Genomic DNA, 18024 nt, shown 5'->3' with positions numbered 1-18024 from the left:
TAATTCTCAGTCCTCAAGTACCCAGGTATCCTTGGTGCCGCCGCCCTGGCTGGAGTTGACGACAAGGGAGCCTTTTTTCAGGGCCACACGGGTCAGCCCGCCCGGCGTGATCCGTACCTGATCGCCGATCAGGACATACGGACGCAGATCCACGTGGCGCGGAGCGATACCGGAGGCGACGTGGGTCGGGCAGGCCGAAAGCGCCAGGGTCGGCTGGGCGATGTAGTTGGAGGGGTTGGCCTCCAGAACGCGGCGGAATTCGGCGATTTCGCGCTTGGAGGCGGTCGGGCCGATCAGCATGCCGTAGCCGCCGGAGCCGTGCACTTCCTTGACGACGATGTCTTCCAGGTTGTCGAGCACATAGGCCAGATCGTCCGGCCGGGAACAGTTCCAGGTCGGAACGTTGTTCAGGATCGGCTTCTGACCTGTGTAGAACTCGATGATGTCCGGGACGTAGGCGTAGATGGCCTTGTCGTCGGCAATCCCGGTGCCGGGCGCGTTGCAGATGGTGACGCTGCCGGCCCTGTAGGCGTCGAACAGGCCCGGTACGCCGAGCATGCTGTCCGCATTGAAGGTGAGGGGATCGAGGAACGCGTCATCGATACGCCGGTAGATCACATCCACCTGTTTGGGCGCACGCGTGGTGCGCATGAAAACCTTGCCGGAATCGACGAAAAGATCCCGGCCCTCGACCAGCTCGACGCCCATGGAATCGGCCAGGAAGGCATGTTCGAAATAGGCGGAATTGTAGATGCCGGGCGTGAGGACGACGATGGTCTGGTTCGATTTGGCCGGATCCGGAGCGACGCTTTCCAGGGTCTGGCGAAGGTTTTCCGGATACTGCTCCACCGGCGCGACCCGGTGTGACTGGAAGAGTTCGGGGAAAAGCCGCATCATCGTTTCCCGGTTCTCCATCATGTAGGAGACCCCGGAAGGGGTGCGGGTATTGTCTTCCAGAACATAGAATTCATTTTCGGAGACACGGACCAGGTCGGTGCCGATGATGTGGGCATAGACCTTCCGGGCCGGGGTGAAACCGGCCATTTCCGGCAGGAAAGCCTCGTTCTGAAGAACAAGATCGGCCGGAACCCTGCCAGCGCGCAGAATTTCCTGACGGTGGTAAATGTCATGCAGGAAGGCATTCAGGGCCCGGACGCGCTGATCTATGCCGGCGGAAAGCCGCCGCCACTCCGCGGCGGAAATGATGCGTGGTATCGGGTCGAAGGGAATGAGCCGTTCGGTGGCTTCTTGCGCGCCATAAACAGCGAAAGTGATACCGAGCCGGCGGAACACCATCTCCGCATCGCGGCTCTTTTTCGTCAGGAAGTTGGCGGGCTTGTCTTCCAGCCATTGGGCAAGTCTGGCATAGGCCTGACGCGGCTCGCCAGTTTCGTCGAGCATTTCATTGAAGAAAGTACGTTCGTCCGCCATTGCCTCCCCTTCGCAGGTGCATGCTTCTTGAGCAATCATCGCAAAATTCCAAGGCGTGTCAAAGAGCAATATGACGGCGCATGTGCCCGGTGTTTAGGCATATGGTGATCGTCCTGCCCAATAACCCTTTGACTCAGCTAGCCTTTTGGAACCTTCAATGCTCCGCGACTACGTCGCAATTGTGTCACGGCAGTCCGGTCCGCAGAAATTCAGACAAGAAATCCGGGATTGTACGTCGGATTTGGCGGCTTCTTTCCCGTAGCTGGTCCGTTTTTTTGCTGAAGCGGGTCCTTTTTTTGCTGACGCCGGATGCCCGAAGCACGCTTGACGGCGCAAAATTGTTTGTGATTCACGCGGTCTTCCGGGATCGGGCGAAAAAACGTATATTCTCCGGCTGCACATAGATTAAGCAGTTCCCCAAGTCCGAATCCGGTTTCCGTCACTCTTGGGCCGATGCTCCCTTGACGTAACGGTACTTCATCAAGGTGTTGGATACACCCGGCGGTCAAAGAGCAGGGCCGGAGAAGCGGCTGTATGCTGTTGCGGGTGATTTTGGGTGCAGGAAAACCGGAAGGCCGATCTCCCATAAGCCCATGTGCTGACTATGAGCGTACCGGGGATCGTGCTACGGCCTGACCCTGGAGCATTGCAAGATCGATCAACCTGTCTGCTTCTAAAGTGCAGCTTCTTGTGTGCACCGGGATGAGAGCGGGTTGATTCAGTATCGGGAGGACCGGATGAAAGAAGTTCTGGCCGAATTGGAACAGCGCCGGGAGACGGCACGGCAGGGCGGCGGACAGCGCCGCATCGACGCGCAGCATTCCAAGGGAAAGCTGACGGCGCGCGAACGTATTGAAATCCTCTTGGACGAAGGCTCCTTTGAAGAGTTCGACATGTTCAAGCAGCACCGCTGTACCGATTTCGGCATGGAAGAACAGCATATCCCCGGCGACGGTGTGGTGACCGGCTGGGGAACTGTCAACGGCCGCACTGTCTATGTGTTTTCAAAGGATTTCACCGTCTTCGGCGGTTCGCTTTCCGAAACCCACGCGGAAAAGATCATCAAGCTGCAGGACATGGCCCTGCAGAACCGCGCGCCGATAATCGGCCTGTTCGATGCGGGCGGGGCCCGCATCCAGGAAGGCGTCGCGGCGCTGGGCGGCTATGGGGAAGTTTTTCAGCGCAATGTGCTGGCCTCCGGCGTCATTCCGCAGATTTCCCTGATCATGGGCCCGTGCGCGGGCGGCGACGTCTACTCTCCGGCCATGACGGACTTCATCTTCATGGTGCGGGATACGTCCTACATGTTCGTGACGGGACCGGATGTGGTGAAGACCGTGACCAACGAGACCGTCACGGCGGAAGAACTGGGCGGCGCTTCGGTCCATACGGCCAAATCCTCCATTGCGGACGGCGCCTTCGACAATGACGTGGAAGCCCTGCAGGAGATGCGCCGGCTGATCGACTTCCTGCCGATGAACAATCTTGCGGATCTGCCGGAGCTGACCCACTACGACGATCCGGAGCGGCTGGACATGAGTCTGGATACGCTCATTCCGGACAATCCGAACAAGCCCTACGACATGAAGGAACTTGTCCTGAAGACCGTCGATGAAGGCGACTTCTTCGAAATTCAGGGAAGTTTCGCGAAAAATATCCTCACCGGTTTCGGACGGGTCGAAGGCCGCACCGTCGGAATTATCGCCAACCAGCCGATGGTTCTTGCCGGGGTGCTGGATTCGGACGCGAGCCGCAAGGCCGCCAGGTTCGTGCGGTTCTGCGACTGTTTCGGCATTCCGGTGCTGACCTTCGTCGATGTGCCGGGGTTCCTGCCGGGCACCTCCCAGGAATATGGCGGGCTCATCAAGCACGGAGCGAAACTGCTGTTCGCCTATGCGGAGGCAACCGTTCCCAAAATCACGATCATCACCCGCAAGGCCTATGGCGGTGCCTACGACGTGATGAGTTCCAAGCATATCCGCGGCGACATCAACTATGCCTGGCCGACTGCTGAAATCGCGGTGATGGGGGCAAAGGGCGCCGTTGAAATCCTGTACAGGTCCGAACTGGGCGACAAGGACAAGATCGCCAGGCGGACCAAGGACTACGAGGACCGGTTCGCCAATCCCTTCGTTGCCGCCGAGCGTGGTTATATCGACGACGTGATCCGGCCACACTCGACCCGCCGGCGGATTGCCAGGGCGTTGGCATTGCTGCGCTCGAAGAAGGTGGAAATGCCGTGGAAAAAACACGACAACATTCCACTTTAGGCAATCAGCGGCAGTCCGTGACCAACACGGATACCTAGTTCCAGCGGTTGAAGCCGCCGCGCGGAAACAGGGGTTCCTTGCACTCATAGGCAACAGGGCATTTGGGATAGTCGCGCGTTGGGCCATACTGAACGAATAGCTGCTGGTTACGGTCGCAATAACTGATGTTGGAAACAAACATCGAATAGGTGTGCTGGCCGGTGGTGAAAACAACCGCCCCGTGCTGGCGGACCAGTGACTGGGCCTGGCCGCAGGTCATGGTTCGAAGATCGGGACGCTGTTGCGCGGCGCCGGGCTGGCAGGTACTTGCCAGCGCGAGCGCGGCGATGAAGAGACGGTATTTTCGCATATTGGCCTCCGTGGCTCCCGTTTCAGGCCGGAAGACAATTTCCGGTCAAATCCAGTTCGAAAGAAGAACATTCAGATCCTGCCCTTGAGCTGGCATTAACGGGAGTGTGCGGCAGGCGGTGCGGCGAAAATGTGATCGTGACCACATTCTGTTGCTTTGGCCCGTGAAAACGGAGCGCCGCGGTGGATGTGACCTGTCCGTCTACCGTGCTTTTCCGCTGACCTGGCTCGAGCAGGCAACATGGCGTGTCGCCTCGCTGACACTATTGGGAGAAAATCCGGCGTAACGCTTGTCCTCAAACCGCACGGCAAATTTTCCTGCAGACCGCAGCCGATACCGGAAATTGGTGAAATTATCCGGGCAGTCGTTGTGGATGTAGCTGTCGGAACCGGCGGTAAACCTGATCAGGTCGTGATCGGGCTGAACCCGCAAAGGCGATAGGGTAGAGGGCCGGTGATGTCGATGCCGATCAGGAGCTGGGTTTGCGCTTGTCCCAGTCGGTCGGGCAGACGGAGCCCGGTATGATCTGCCGCGCGCCTCTCAGCGAAAAACCGGCATAGCGCTCATCCTGAAACTTGACGGCCAGTGAGCGCGAAGATCTGAGTTTATGCCAGACATAATCGAAGCTGTCGGCGCAGGTCGCGCATCCGCTGTCGATATAGCCCTGCTTGTTGACCGGCAAATCCAGCACTTCCCGGTCCAGGATCAGTTTGACCCGGGTATCGGGAGGCGGGGTGTCTCCCGCGATAACGATGTGAAGCAACGTTCCATTCACCTTGCGTTGGGGGTGGCACCAAACGACGAAATTCGATCCTTCGTTGTTGGTGGTCCAGAAACGCGTGAATCCGTTGACCTCTCCGCTGTTCCACTTCTCCACGGTTTCAGCGCCCGCCACGTTGGACAGTAAAGAAACTGCCAGAAAAGAAGTTGTAAAAAATGTCTTCATTCTTTGATAATCCCCTTTGGTATTTATAACTATATATTTATTAATAATCGGATAAAACCTGGCGGAAACTCTCCTGTGCCAGCTTCGCTGGTGACGGGAAACCTTGACCGGTCGCGCCTGACCGACGCTATCCGCATAATCACGTCTCGCCCTTTGGATAAGTTGCGCGGCAGAAAAGCCCGGCCTACAACCTTGAAAACGCTCCAGCTGGGTGGAAACGCATGTTCTCGAAAATTCTTATCGCCAACCGCGGCGAGATCGCGTGCCGGGTCATCAAGACCGCACGGCGGATGGGTATCAGGACGGTGGCGGTCTATTCCGACGCCGACCGTGACGCTCTTCATGTCGAGATGGCTGACGAGGCGGTACATATCGGTCCGGCGGCCGCGGCGGAGTCCTATCTTGTGGCTGAGCGGATCATCGCGGCCTGCAAGGAAACCGGTGCTGAAGCCGTCCATCCCGGATACGGCTTTCTATCGGAACGGGCCAGTTTTCCGGAAGCTCTCGCCAAGGAGGGGATCGTCTGGATCGGCCCGCATCCGCGCGCCATCAAGGCAATGGGCGACAAGATCGAATCCAAGAAATTCGCCAACGCCGCGAACGTCAGTACGGTGCCCGGCTTTCTTGGTGAGATCGATTCTGCGGACCATGCGGTCGAGATTGCCGAAGGTATCGGCTATCCGGTGATGATCAAGGCTTCCGCCGGCGGCGGCGGCAAGGGCATGCGGATTGCCTGGAACGCGGAAGAAACGCGCGACGGCTATGTTCGGTCGAAATCCGAGGCGGCGTCCTCCTTCGGCGACGACCGGGTGTTCATCGAGAAATTCATCGAAAATCCCCGGCACATCGAGATCCAGGTGCTTGGCGACAAGCACGGCAACGCGATTTATCTGGGCGAGCGCGAATGTTCCATTCAGCGGCGCAACCAGAAGGTCATCGAGGAAGCCCCGTCGCCGCTTCTGGATGAGGAAACCCGCCGGAAGATGGGCGAACAGGCGGTCGCTCTGGCCAAGGCCGTGGACTATGACAGCGCCGGCACGGTCGAATTCGTCGCCGGGCAGGACAAGAGCTTCTTCTTCCTGGAAATGAACACCCGTCTGCAGGTCGAACATCCGGTGACCGAACTGATCACCGGCGTCGATCTGGTCGAGCAGATGATCCGTGTTGCCGCCGGCGAAAAGCTGGTCCTTGCGCAGCAGGATGTGAAACTGAACGGCTGGTCGGTGGAAAGCCGTATTTATGCCGAAGACCCCTACCGAAACTTCCTGCCCTCCATCGGACGTCTTGTGCGCTATCGGCCGCCCGAGGAAATGTGCATCGACGGAGTAACAATCCGCAACGACACCGGCGTCGTCGAAGGGTCGGAAATCTCCATGTTCTACGATCCGATGATCGCCAAGCTGGTCACCCATGCGCCGACCCGGGAAGAGGCGATCGATGCCATGAGTTTGGCGCTCGACGCGTTTTACGTGGACGGCATCCAGCATAATGTGCCGTTTCTGACGGCGCTGATGAACCATCCGCGCTGGCGGTCGGGCCTGCTTTCGACCAGCTTCATCGCCGACGAGTATCCGGACGGATTCTTTCCGGCCCTTCCCGATGAAGCCGCCTATTCGGTGCTGGCCGCCGTCGCGCTTTCCATGGGCGCCCTTGAAAGGGAACGGCTGGATCATCTGCCCGGACGCCTGCGGCCGCATTCCGGGGCGCTCCGCGAAGACTGGGTCGTCAAGGTGGACAAGACGTATGTTCCGATCCGGCTGGCCGCCGGCTATCCGGGAACCCCGGTGGAACTGGATGTGGCGATCGGGGACGATCCCGTGATGACTGTCGAATCCGATTGGGCGCCGGGAGAACCGCTCTGGTCAGGCAAGGTCGGCTCGCGGCCGGTGACGGTTCAGGTGCGCATGGTGACCGGCGGATACCGTCTCGACTGGCAGGGAAGTTCGGTGATCGCAAAGGTGATGACGCCCCGCACCGCGGAACTGGATCGGCTGATGCCGGAGAAACTTCCGCCTGACACGTCCAAACTGCTGCTTTGTCCGATGCCGGGCCTGGTGGTCTCCATCGCGGTTTCCGAGGGGCAGGAAATCAAGGCCGGTGAACAGCTTGCCGTGGTGGAAGCCATGAAGATGGAAAATGTGCTGCGGGCCGAGCGGGACTGTACCGTTACCGCCATCAAGGCAACTGCGGGAGACAGCCTGGCCGTGGATGCGGTGATCATGGAGTTTTCCTGACGCCTGCCTCGGTTGACAGGTGAACGGGGGTAACGTTATTGCAGCGGCCGGTGGCCCCACGCCACAGCCCGTTTTCGGTTCCCCCAATCACCCGGAGGCTCGATGCCTTTCACGACCTTGCTGTTCGACCTGGACGGCACCCTGACAGATCCCTTCGACGGCATCACCCGCTCGATCCGCTATGCGCTGGAAAATATGGCGGCACCGGTGCCGGAAGCGGAGGAGCTGCGCTGGTGCATCGGTCCGCCCCTGTGGGAGAGCTTCCGGATCCTGCTGGGGACCGACGATCAAACCAGACTGGATCGGGCTGTCGCCTTCTACCGGGAGCGCTATACAGATACAGGGCTTTTCGAGAACGCGCTGATTGACGGCATTCCGGAGACGCTCGAGCGTTTGACGGCCTCAGGCCACCGCCTGCATGTGTGCACCTCAAAACCCCAAGCCTATGCGGGCAGGATCGTGGAGCATTTCGGGCTGATGCCTTATTTCGGCAAGGTGTATGGGGCCGAACTGGATGGCACGCGTTCGGCGAAGGCGGAGCTGATTGCCCATATTCTGCAGGAGGAGGGGATTGGAGCGTCGCAAACCGTCATGATCGGCGACCGCAAGCATGACCTGATCGGCGCCAACGCCAACAAGGTCGCCGGTATTGGCGTTCTGTGGGGCTATGGCAGCCGGGAGGAACTCGAAATGGAAAACCCGGTATTGATCGCCACAACTCCGGTGGAAATTTCCCGGCATATGGGTGCCGGCTGAGCAGCGCCGCTGACTTTCTCCGCAGCCCGTCAGCCGAGATTGGCATTGCTTTTTACAGCTTTCAGCGATACTGAAACTGTCATGAGAACAGTTCTCGGGGCGGGGTGAAATTCCCCACCGGCGGTATCAGGGAGACCTGGAGCCCGCGAGCGCCATGGAACCTGTCGGGTTTCATGGGTCAGCAGATCCGGTGAGAAGCCGGAGCCGACGGTTGAGGTGCGATCTTCGAAAGGGAGATCATACCCGAAAGTCCGGATGAGAGAGAACTTGGCTGCGGATCCCGTGACGGGACCGGCAGGCGCGGTGTCTTTTGAGACTGTTCTGGATGCGCAACTGGAACGGAATTCGGACATGACCGCCACTTTATCGAAATCATTTCAAAAACCGCTGCTGGCGGCCCTGGCGATGGTCGGGGCAGGGGCATCCTTCGCCCTGGTCAACGGCGCCCTGCAGGCCTCGACCATGCAACTCGGCGTCCCGTCCACCTCTGCGGCCTTCTGGCAATATGCGCTCGGCCTGCTGGTGGCCTTGCCCTGGGTGTTGAGGCGCGGCCTGACAGCCCTGAAAACCAGGCAGATCGGCTTGCATCTGCTGCGCGCGGTGCTTGCCGTGATCGGTATTCAGATGTGGGTAGCCGGCCTTGCGCGCGTGGAAATCTGGCAGGCCATCGCCCTGGTGATGACCTCGCCCTTCTTTGTCATCATCGGTGCGAAACTCTTCTTCGGCGAGCGGGTCGGCGCTGTGCGCTGGCTTGCGACCCTTGCCGGATTTTCGGGTGGAATGGTCATTCTCGCACCCTGGAACAACGGGTTCGACTGGGGCGCGGTGCTGCCGGTGGCCGCGGCCGCCTTCTGGGCCGGGACCTCGCTGGTGACCAAGAAGCTCACACAAACCGAAAACGCCGATTCCATCACGCTCTATCTGCTTTTGCTGCTGACGCCGGTAAACGCCCTCCTGGCGCTGGGCGAGGGCGGGGTCGTGCCCTCAGGCGCCGCTTTGTGGCTTCTTGTGGGCGCCGGCGTTCTGACCGTGCTGGCGAATTATCTTCTGACCCTTGCCTACCAGAAGGCGGATGCGGCCTTCGTGCAGCCCTTCGACCATCTGAAACTGCCGCTGAACATCGCCGTCGGTTTTTTTGCCTTCGGATTTGCCCCTTCCGGGGCTTTCTGGCCCGGGGCGCTCGTTATAGTCGGGGCCTCCCTTCTGGTGATGCTGGACGAACAGAAGCGGGCTTCGCGTCAGTCGGCAGCCGCTGCAAAGGCCTGACGGCCTTCCGGGAACACATTTCCGTTTGGGGCGTCTTGATTTAAGGTTTCGCTATGGCGAGCCGGACAGGAGATTGCGATGACAACCGATCCTTTGACCGTTCATGTGCTGATCGAAGGCCGTGTGCAGGGGGTCGGCTATCGCGCCTGGTGCGCGAATGAAGCGCAATCGCGCGGTCTGTCCGGCTGGGTACGCAACCTGAAGAACGGAGCGGTGGAAGCTGTCTTCAGCGGTCCATCGGATACCGTCGTGGATATGCTCGACGTATTGTGGCACGGCCCGTCCTTTGCCCGGGTGAACCTGGTCAGGGATCTCGAGCCGGCCGAGCCCGCAAGCGGCGCATTCGCCGTCCGGGAGACGGTCTGACGCGGGAAATTGCTTGACGTCAGCCCCCCGGAGTTCTGCCGCATCCTGAAAATATCCGGCTTTCAAGCTGTGGGGAAATCTCGGTTCTCAACAGTCTTTTGTGTAACAATCGCATCGTTCAGCTGTTGTGTTGTCATTGAATTATCGCAATATTCTGTTCTGTCACGTGGAACAATCGAGGCTGTTCCATTTGGCATCCGCAGCGTAACTCAAGGAGAATTCTGGTGAAGATTGCGATCCTCGGTGGTGACGGCTTTGTCGGTTGGCCCACATCCCTGCACCTGTCCGATCAAGGCCACGAAGTTCACATCGTCGACAATCTCAGCCGCCGCTGGATCGACGCCGAACTCGGGGTGCAGTCCCTGACGCCGATGGATTCCATTCAGGAACGCACACGGATCTGGAAGCAGGAGACCGGCAACACGATCCAGTTCCATCTGATCGATATCGCCAGGGACTACGAGATTTTCAAAGCCTGGCTGGCGGAAGCCCGGCCGGATGCGATCATCCATTTCGCAGAGCAGCGCGCCGCGCCCTATTCGATGAAATCGGATCAGCACAAGAATTACACCGTCAGCAACAATGTCAACGCCACCCATCATCTGCTGAACGCCATGGTGGAACTCGATCTGGACGCGCATCTCATCCATCTGGGCACGATGGGGGTTTACGGCTATTCCAGTGTCGGCGCGGCCATTCCGGAAGGCTATCTGAGCGTCGATGTCGAGACGCTGAACGGCGACAAGGCGGCTCAGGAGATCCTTTATCCGGCAAATCCCGGATCGATCTATCACATGACCAAATGCCTGGATCAGCTGCTGTTCCAGTTCTATGCAAAGAATGACGGCCTCAGGGTCACCGACCTTCATCAGGGGATCGTCTGGGGAACCCATACGCAGCAGACCCGGCGCCACAAGCAGCTGATCAACCGGTTCGACTACGATGGCGATTATGGAACAGTGCTCAACCGCTTCCTCATTCAGGCGGCAATCGGGTATCCGCTGACGGTGCATGGGACCGGCGGTCAGACACGGGCCTTCATCCACATTCAGGATTCAGTGCGCTGCATCGAGCTTGCGCTCGACAACCCGCCGAAGAAGGGTGACCGGGTCAAGGTGTTCAACCAGATGACGGAAACCCACAGGGTGCGCGATCTGGCCGAACTGATCTCGGGCCTGACCGGCGCCAAGGTCGCCTACCTGCCCAACCCGCGCAAGGAAGCGCCCGAAAACGATCTGGTGGTCGAAAACAAACAGTTCCTGGAACTGGGGCTCGATCCGACGACGCTGGCGGACGGTCTCCTGAGCGAGGTGGTGGATGTGGCCAAGACATTCGCCTACCGGGTCGACCGCGGCCGGGTGCCGGCCGTGTCCGCCTGGACGAAGGAAATCGCGGAAGAGATCGAACGCGATCCCGAACATCCGCGCCTCAAATCGGTTTCCTGAGGGATTTCATGAGCGACGCACCCGAGTTTGACAGGGCTCCCGCCAGCTCATTTGCCTATGTGACCCTGGTGACCAATCGGGACTATGTGCTGGGTGCATCCGCTCTTTTGCGCTCTCTCAGGCGAACAGACACCGGTGCGGATCTGGTGGTTCTGTTCACGCCCGGCGTCGACGAGCAGGATCTGTCCGTTCTGCGGCCGTTCAAGCCGCGGCTCGGCCGCTGTGGCCGGCTGCCGACCTCGGCCGAATTCAACCAGCTCCATGAACGCGGCCGTCTGCACGCGGCGGCCCCGTTCACCAAGGGCGGCAAGCCGGTGTTTCATACGCCGCTCGACAATTTCGTGAAGCTGCGCCTCTGGCAGCTCGACGAATACGAGAAGGTGGTGTTCATCGATGCCGACGCGCTTGTCCTCAAGAACTGCGACAAGCTGTTCAGCTATCCGGAATTCTGCGCGGCGCCGAATGTTTATGAAGGCCTGGCCGATTTTCAGCGCATGAACAGCGGCGTCTTCACGGCCCGTCCGGACAGAGCCACCTTTGACGCCATGCTGTCGCAACTCGATCGGCCGGGCACCTTCTGGCGGCGCACCGACCAGAGCTTTCTGGAGAGTTTTTTCCCCGATTGGCACGGCCTGCCCGTCTATTACAACATGTTGCAATATGTCTGGTTCAACCTTCCGGATCTGTGGGACTGGGGCCAGATCCATGTGCTGCACTACCAGTATGAAAAACCCTGGCAGGCAGGGCATGAGAAAGCCGAACGGCTACGGCTGCTGATCGATCTGTGGCAGGCCTATGCCTCCGGCGACGGCATTCCCGATGATCTGTCGGGGCTTCCCGGCCCCGAGGCCCCGGCGGACAAGCGGGCGTCCTGAATGCATGTCCTGATAACAGGGGCCGGCGGCACGGTCGGCCGCTTCATCGCCCGGCGGATGCTGGCCGACGGGTATCATGTCACCGTTCTGGGCCGCCGGCCGCTGGAAGGCTGGCCAACTGCCTTCAGCCACTACGATCTTGCCGATCCGCAACCGTGCCTGCCGGCGGCTGATGCGCTGGTCCACTGCGCGCTTTCTCATGAACCGGGAAAATTCCGGGGCGGAGAGGGGAACGATCCGGATCGGTTCCGGAGCCTGAACGTCGAGGGAACGGCGGTGCTGTTCAAGGCGGCGCGGCAAGTGGGCTGCACACAGGCGGTTTTCCTGTCGAGCCGCGCGGTTTACGGCGATCATCGCGGGGGCGAGTTGCTGCGGGAAACCGACCGGGCGGCATCCGATACGCTGTACGGGCAGGTGAAGCTGGCCGGAGAGGCTATCCTGGAGGAACTGACCGGTCCTGCGTTCCAGGGAGCCGCGCTGCGGGCAACCGGCGTCTACGGGCATGTGCCGGACCTTGCCGGCCACAAGTGGACCGGCCTCTTCAGGGCTTTTGCTTGCGGCGAAACGATCGAGCCGCGCAAGGCCACGGAAGTGCATGGGCGGGATCTGGCAGCGGCGGTTTCCCTCCTGCTTGACGAGGGAGGGCGGCAGGAAAGCCGCCTGGCGCGTTTCGAGGTCTTCAATGTGTCCGATGTGGTCATCGACCGCCGGGAGCTGCTGGAAGAGCTGAAAACCCTGTGCGACTGCACAGGAACGCTGCCCCTGCCGGCAACTTCCACACCCGGGATCATGGATACGGCGAAGCTTCAGGCGCTTGGGTGGCAGCCGGGCGGGCAGGAGCGTCTGCGGGACTTTCTCAAGGCCTGCTGCGCTGACCTTCAGACTTCCGCGTAGGTTTTGGCGGTCGCGACCGGTCCGAAGATCTTTTCAAATTCGGCGCGCAGGACACTGTCGTTCTCGGCCAGGGTCACCGGAATGCCGAGATCCACGAGGCTCGTGACGCCGTGGTCGCTCACGCCGCAGGGCACGATGCCGGAAAAATGCTCCAGATCCGGTTCCACGTTGAAGCTGATGCCGTGGAACGTCACCCATTTGCGCAAGCGGATGCCGATCGCGGCGATCTTGTCTTCCACGTTCACCCCGCGGTCCGGCCGCCGGACCCACACGCCGACCCGGTCCTCCCGGCGTTCGCCCCTGATGTGATAGGCCCACAGCGAATTGATGAGCCAGGCCTCCAGGGCGGAGACGAAGGCGCGCACGTCCTGCCGGCGGCGCTTCAGATCCAGCATGACATAGGCAACCCGCTGACCGGGGCCATGATAGGTGTGCTGACCGCCACGGCCCGTTCGGTAGACCGGAAACCTGTCCGCCGCCACGAGATCGGCATCGTTCGAGCTCGTTCCCGCAGTGTAGAGCGGTGGATGCTCCAGCAGCCAGACCTGTTCGGGGGCATCGCCTTTGATGATTCTTTCGACCCGCTCGTCCATCTCCGCGAGCGCCTGCCGGTAGTCGACGGGCGTGTCGGAAATGCGCCATTCGACCGGCTGTGAACCCGGTTCCGGCAGAAAACTCACGTTCAGCGCGTCCCGATCGGCAGGTGACATGTGGATGACACTTCTTTGTTTTTTGAGTTGGCTGGCCATGCCGTGGTATGGTCAGGCCTTGGCGGCTTCCGCCATATTTAGGGATTCTGGCCTGTAATGACCACCTTTGATGAGATCAATGTCGACATTTCCGTGGTGCTCGGCGAATCCGAAATGCCGGTTCACCAGTTGCTGCGCATGGGCCGTGGCGCGGTGATCGATCTTGATGTCGCTGAAGACGCCGATGTGAAGATCTACGCCAACAACACGCTTGTCGCCAAGGGGCAGGTGGTGTTGCTGGGAGAGCGGATCGGTATCTCCATCACCGAGGTTCTGCTGCGTCCGCCGGAAATCCGCCCGATGCGCACGGAGGGCCCGCTGTAGCGGCCGGCCGAAGAAAAAGCATGTGCCTGTGCATTATTGCGAATTCGGCTCTTGCGCCCCCAAATTCCTTTTGCTACACGGAGCGCCTCGACGCTGACAGGCGCCGGGAACAATCGAATATGCGGTCGTGGCGGAATTGGTAGACGCGCAGCGTTGAGGTCGCTGTGGGGTAAAACCCGTGGAAGTTCGAGTCTTCTCGACCGCACCATATTCGAGGCTCTGTTGCCCATGAGGCTGTTTGAGCGCTGTTCCGGTTCGGGGCTTTCCTCCTGCGCCAAAAGCGAAGTTTCCCGGTATTCGGCTTGCTGAATCGACAGAAACGGCTTTTTTTCAAAAGGGCCGCCTTCGGGTGGCCTTTTTTGTTGTCGATTTTTCCGTGTCCTTACCGGAACCAGCTTGGGATCGGCGGTCGGAACCTGCTAGATTGCCGGGAGACTTGCCGGCGGCCGTGCAACGGCAGCACGCAGTTCATGCCGGTTCTCGGACCACTAGGGTCTGTGGACACTAAGGATTTGGTCGAGGTTTGGATGCAAAGCGCCCAGTTCAAGAAGCAAGGTCGCAGGAAGGGGGTTCCCTTTCAAGACATTGGGACGCCGAAATGGGCGTTTTGCGCCAAATCTCTTCGAGACGCGGCGGATTTCGGTCCCGACTGCGTCGGAAAATCCTTGTGGTGGGCGGCACCACTGCGGACTTTCCTCCTGTTCGGACACCGAAATCCGGCTCGCGCCGCGACCCAAACCTAATTGTCCACAGACCCTAGAGGACTTCATGGTGACAAGATCCGCACTTTCCCTGTTTCTGAGCGCCGCCGCTTTTTGCTGGCTCGGTGTTCTACCGTCTGCCGCGCAACAGGCGATGGTGCGGGCCGATGCCGTTGCGGGTGTGGCGACGGTGCCGGTCGACGGGGATATCAACCGCTACCGGGCGGTTCTCGTTGAAACGGAAGACGGCGCGGATTTCTATATTTACACCGATACCGGCAGCGGCTGGAAGCAGGCTGTCCATGCCCCGGACATCGTCTGGCGGGGTGGCATGTACGGGCAGGAACCCTGGATGGAAGTGAGCGAGCACGGCTCACTCAAGATCTATTCCGAAAACTCCGCTATCGGCCGGAACCGCTGGGAGCAGGTGCTGACCATCGCCTATCGCGGCGGTGCGTTCGTGGTCGCCGGATACACCTATTCCCATTACGATACCCTCGATCCGGATGCCTCCGGGCAGTGCGACGTCAATCTTCTGACCGGGAAGGGTATCCAGGACGGCAAGAGCTTCAGGACCACGCTTAAAACGCTGGCTGTCGGGGACTGGACCATGGATACGTGGCCGCCGGAATGTGCGGTCGAGTAGGCAGCCGGTCCGCATCGAGCATCGTGAAATTCAGACACTTCGATCAGACAGGCCCATGAAACAGATCCTACGGAGATACAGGCGCGAGGTCCTGCGCCACGTGTATGCTTTGTTGGCTGCCGCGCTGACGGTTTTTCCTGTGGCCGCCCAATCGTTTTCCACGAACCCGGCCAATTTTCCCGGAATGACCTGCCAGCAACTCTGGTATATCGAGCAGGAGGTCCTGGCCGAGGGCCGGGTGTGCCTTCAAAGCGAGCGGGCCCGGCGGGCGTTCCGGCGGGCGAAACGCTGCATTTCTTCCGATGAGACCATCCTGCCGAAGAAGACACGCGACTATCTGGAGCAGCTCAGAAGCGCGGCCCGGAACAAGGGGTGCGCGGGGTTCTAGTCGAACGGAATTCGCGCCTGTCGGCAGATGGCAGGCGCGCCGCGCGCATTTCGCATTTCGATTGCAAGTCTTGTGGACCGGTTCCTCTTTTCCGGTGGCGCTTTTCCCTGCCAGACGCTAGTTCTGGTCACGACATGCCGGCTCCCGTTTCGCCGGTGAAGATAAACGCGCGCAGAAGGGGGAGCATCGTATGAGTGAAGCAGCCGATCTCGATGTCATAGCCTCTCCCGAACCGGTTATTGCGGTGCGCGACGCGGAAGATCATCTCAATCCGGATTTCATCGCCGCCGTCGAAACGGCGATCAGGGCGAATGATCAGTTCGGTCTGAGAGCGCTTGCCGCCGACCTGCACGAGGCCGATACCGGCGACCTCCTTGAGACCATTAACCCGGACGAGCGGGCCACCTTCATCCAGCTGCTGGGCGAGGACTTCGACTATACGGCCCTGACCGAAATGGACGAGGCGACCCGACTGCAGGTTCTGGAGGATCTGCCGACGGAGGCCATCGCCGAAGGTCTCGGCGAACTCGATTCCGACGATGCCGTCTACATCCTGGAGGATATGGACGAGGAGGATCAGGCCGCGATCCTCGATGAGCTGCCCTATGCGGACCGGGCACAGCTGCAAAAAGCGCTGGATTATCCGGAAGAAAGCGCCGGACGGCGCATGCAGAGCGAGTTTATCGCTGTGGCGCAGTTCTGGACGGTCGGCCAGACAATCGACTACATGCGCGAGGCGCGCGACCTTCCGGACAGTTTTTACGAGATCTATGTCGTCGATCCGGCTTTCAAGCTGCTCGGGTCGGTGCATCTGGACAAGATCCTGCGCACCAAACGCAGGGAAAAGGTCACCTCCATCATGGAGGAAACCCGGCAGGCGGTTCTGGCAACCGAGGACCAGGAGGAGGTGGCCCGCCGCTTCGAGCGCTACAATCTCGTCTCCTCCGCCGTTGTCGACGAGAATGAGCGTCTTGTCGGTGTTCTGACCGTCGATGACATCGTCGATGTCATCCAGGAGGAAGCGGAAGAAGATCTTCGTGCGCTGGCCGGGGTCGGCGACGAGGAAATCTCCGACACGGTGATGACCATCGCGCGCTCGCGATTTGCCTGGCTGGTGGTCAACCTGGGCACGGCGATCCTGGCATCCGTGGTGATCGCGCTCTTCGAGGAAACCATCGAGGCGATGGTTGCGCTCGCCGTTCTGATGCCGATCGTGGCGTCGATGGGGGGGAATGCCGGTACGCAGACCATGACCGTCGCCGTGCGCGGGATCGCGACCCAGGAACTGGGCACCCGCAACCTGATGCGGGTGCTGAACCGCGAAATCCTGGTGAGCGCGCTCAATGGTGTCGCGCTCGCCATACTGATCGGATTGACAGCCTGGCTGTGGTTCGACAGTCCCGGCCTGGGTGTGGTGATCGGCGGTTCGATCGTCATCAACATGCTGTTTGCCGGTCTTTCCGGCCTGCTGATCCCGATCGCGCTCGACCGGCTCAATGTCGATCCGGCGATCGCCTCCAGCGTCTTCGTGACGACGGTCACCGACGTCGTCGGCTTCTTTGCCTTTCTAGGCATAGCCGCGCTCTGGTTCGGCCTGCCGCTGTAGCGAAGCTTTCCTTCGCCGCAACGTGAACGCCCGAAAGGCGGGAGCCGGTCACGAACCGGTGTCGGCTTTTCGCAGATTATCGCGCAGTTTCATGATCTTGCCCTGAAGTTCCATGACTTCTTCAAGCTCCAGGCCGGCGGAGGACAGGATGCAGTTGCCGAAATGCTGTGTCTTCTTCTGCAGCGCGCGGCCCTTGCGGGTCAGCTTGAGGATCACCTGACGCTCATCCTTGATGTTACGCGTGCGCGTGACCAGGCCCATGGCTTCCAGCCGCTTCAGGAGCGGGGTCAGCGTGTTGGTGTCGAGTTGCAGCTTCGCTGTGATCGTTCCGACCGGTACATTGCTGGTTTCCCACAGAACTGTCATGGCGAGGAATTGCGGATAGGTGAGGCCGATCTCCTTCAGGAGAGCCTTGTAGACACCGTTCATGGCATGATTGGCGGAATAGAGCGCGAAACACAGAAATCTATCGAGCGGCAGAGGATCGTTCGCGATTTCAGCAGGACCGGGTACCGGCTTTTCCGCCGGAGGTTCCGGTAAAACAGCGGTGCCAGCATCTGTCGCGGCAGGGGGCATCTCCACCCCGGCCGTCCTCTCCGGCTTCGCTGCCGGCCTGGTTCCGCTTTTGGCAGAGGTCTTTTTACGCGGCTTTTTCTCGGACGCTTCAGCCTTGGCGGGCTTGTCTTTTTTCGGTGTTTTCTGCTCCTCGGGCGCGGTTAATCCGATCGCGTCCAGAAGAGACATCTGCTCTGTCGTCTGGGTCATGCGCCTCCTTATA

General features: G+C 60.2%; 17 protein-coding genes, 1 tRNA gene and 1 riboswitch. Of the genes, 13 read left to right on the top strand and 5 right to left on the bottom strand.

Features of this window, described 5'->3' with window-relative positions:
* Positions 1-6 precede the first annotated feature (6 nt).
* Positions 7-1431 carry a circularly permuted type 2 ATP-grasp protein gene (locus CLV41_RS11360; RefSeq protein WP_103222457.1) on the bottom strand — a complete coding sequence of 475 codons (1425 nt, stop codon included), beginning with the start codon at positions 1429-1431 and terminating at the stop codon, positions 7-9.
* Positions 1432-2168: 737 nt separating this feature from the next.
* Between CLV41_RS11360 and CLV41_RS11355 the strand changes: the two genes are divergently transcribed.
* Positions 2169-3701: an acyl-CoA carboxylase subunit beta gene (locus CLV41_RS11355; protein WP_103222456.1), complete on the top strand. Its 1533-nt coding sequence runs from the start codon at positions 2169-2171 to the stop codon at positions 3699-3701.
* A 34-nt stretch (positions 3702-3735) separates the two neighbouring features.
* On the opposite strand, the gene CLV41_RS11350 is transcribed toward CLV41_RS11355, so the two are convergent.
* Positions 3736-4050: a hypothetical protein gene (locus CLV41_RS11350; RefSeq protein ID WP_103222455.1), complete on the bottom strand. Its 315-nt coding sequence runs from the start codon at positions 4048-4050 to the stop codon at positions 3736-3738.
* 469 nt (positions 4051-4519) lie between these two features.
* Positions 4520-4996 carry a hypothetical protein gene (locus CLV41_RS11345; RefSeq protein WP_103222454.1) on the bottom strand — a complete coding sequence of 159 codons (477 nt, stop codon included), beginning with the start codon at positions 4994-4996 and terminating at the stop codon, positions 4520-4522.
* A gap of 221 nt (positions 4997-5217) precedes the next feature.
* On the opposite strand from CLV41_RS11345, the gene CLV41_RS11340 reads away from it, so the two are divergent.
* The 7 genes from CLV41_RS11340 (at position 5218) to CLV41_RS11310 (ending at position 12832) form a co-directional block, all read left to right on the top strand.
* Positions 5218-7230 carry an acetyl-CoA carboxylase biotin carboxylase subunit gene (locus CLV41_RS11340; protein ID WP_103222453.1) on the top strand — a complete coding sequence of 671 codons (2013 nt, stop codon included), beginning with the start codon at positions 5218-5220 and terminating at the stop codon, positions 7228-7230.
* A 102-nt stretch (positions 7231-7332) separates the two neighbouring features.
* Positions 7333-7986 (top strand): HAD family hydrolase, encoded by a 654-nt coding sequence (locus CLV41_RS11335; protein WP_103222452.1) that lies wholly within the window; start codon positions 7333-7335, stop codon positions 7984-7986.
* An 86-nt stretch (positions 7987-8072) separates the two neighbouring features.
* Positions 8073-8257, top strand: a riboswitch (FMN riboswitch).
* An 80-nt stretch (positions 8258-8337) separates the two neighbouring features.
* Positions 8338-9252: a DMT family transporter gene (locus CLV41_RS11330; RefSeq protein ID WP_103222764.1), complete on the top strand. Its 915-nt coding sequence runs from the start codon at positions 8338-8340 to the stop codon at positions 9250-9252.
* A 78-nt stretch (positions 9253-9330) separates the two neighbouring features.
* Complete coding sequence (locus tag CLV41_RS11325) at positions 9331-9618, top strand: acylphosphatase (RefSeq protein ID WP_103222451.1); 288 nt, start codon at positions 9331-9333, stop codon at positions 9616-9618.
* A 224-nt stretch (positions 9619-9842) separates the two neighbouring features.
* On the top strand, positions 9843-11063 hold the full coding sequence (locus tag CLV41_RS11320) for an NAD-dependent epimerase/dehydratase family protein (RefSeq protein WP_103222450.1): 1221 nt from the start codon (positions 9843-9845) through the stop codon (positions 11061-11063).
* Positions 11064-11071: 8 nt separating this feature from the next.
* On the top strand, positions 11072-11938 hold the full coding sequence (locus CLV41_RS11315) for a glycosyltransferase (protein WP_103222449.1): 867 nt from the start codon (positions 11072-11074) through the stop codon (positions 11936-11938).
* The gene (locus CLV41_RS11310; RefSeq protein WP_103222448.1) at positions 11939-12832 is read left to right on the top strand and encodes an NAD-dependent epimerase/dehydratase family protein; all 894 of its coding nucleotides are present in this window, start codon (positions 11939-11941) and stop codon (positions 12830-12832) included.
* Here CLV41_RS11310 and lipB read toward each other — a convergent pair.
* The gene (gene lipB / locus CLV41_RS11305) at positions 12817-13542 is read right to left on the bottom strand and encodes a lipoyl(octanoyl) transferase LipB (protein ID WP_103222447.1); all 726 of its coding nucleotides are present in this window, start codon (positions 13540-13542) and stop codon (positions 12817-12819) included. The two genes, CLV41_RS11310 and lipB, sit on opposite strands and share 16 nt — an antisense overlap.
* Positions 13543-13638: 96 nt before the next feature.
* Here lipB and CLV41_RS11300 point away from each other — a divergent pair, with 96 nt between their 5' ends.
* The 5 genes from CLV41_RS11300 (at position 13639) to mgtE (ending at position 17246) form a co-directional block, all read left to right on the top strand.
* Positions 13639-13905, top strand: a complete 267-nt coding sequence (locus CLV41_RS11300) for a FliM/FliN family flagellar motor switch protein (RefSeq protein WP_103222446.1) — start codon at positions 13639-13641, stop codon at positions 13903-13905.
* Between the two features lie 121 nt (positions 13906-14026).
* Positions 14027-14113, top strand: a tRNA-Leu gene (locus tag CLV41_RS11295).
* A 560-nt stretch (positions 14114-14673) separates the two neighbouring features.
* Complete coding sequence (locus CLV41_RS11285; RefSeq protein ID WP_103222444.1) at positions 14674-15252, top strand: hypothetical protein; 579 nt, start codon at positions 14674-14676, stop codon at positions 15250-15252.
* A gap of 55 nt (positions 15253-15307) precedes the next feature.
* On the top strand, positions 15308-15640 hold the full coding sequence (locus CLV41_RS11280) for a hypothetical protein (RefSeq protein ID WP_103222443.1): 333 nt from the start codon (positions 15308-15310) through the stop codon (positions 15638-15640).
* 190 nt (positions 15641-15830) lie between these two features.
* Positions 15831-17246, top strand: coding sequence for a magnesium transporter (mgtE, locus tag CLV41_RS11275; protein ID WP_103222442.1), 1416 nt, complete (start codon positions 15831-15833; stop codon positions 17244-17246).
* A 48-nt stretch (positions 17247-17294) separates the two neighbouring features.
* Here the strand turns inward: mgtE and CLV41_RS28335 are convergent, their stop codons facing one another.
* The gene (locus CLV41_RS28335) at positions 17295-18011 is read right to left on the bottom strand and encodes a MarR family winged helix-turn-helix transcriptional regulator (protein ID WP_103222441.1); all 717 of its coding nucleotides are present in this window, start codon (positions 18009-18011) and stop codon (positions 17295-17297) included.
* Positions 18012-18024: the final 13 nt, after the last annotated feature.

It is taken from the genome of Roseibium marinum (assembly GCF_002906165.1).
Taxonomy (GTDB): Bacteria; Pseudomonadota; Alphaproteobacteria; order Rhizobiales; family Stappiaceae; genus Roseibium; species Roseibium marinum.
The sequence above is the reverse complement of the archived record's forward strand: the minus strand, read 5'-3'. Positions and strand labels throughout refer to the sequence as shown.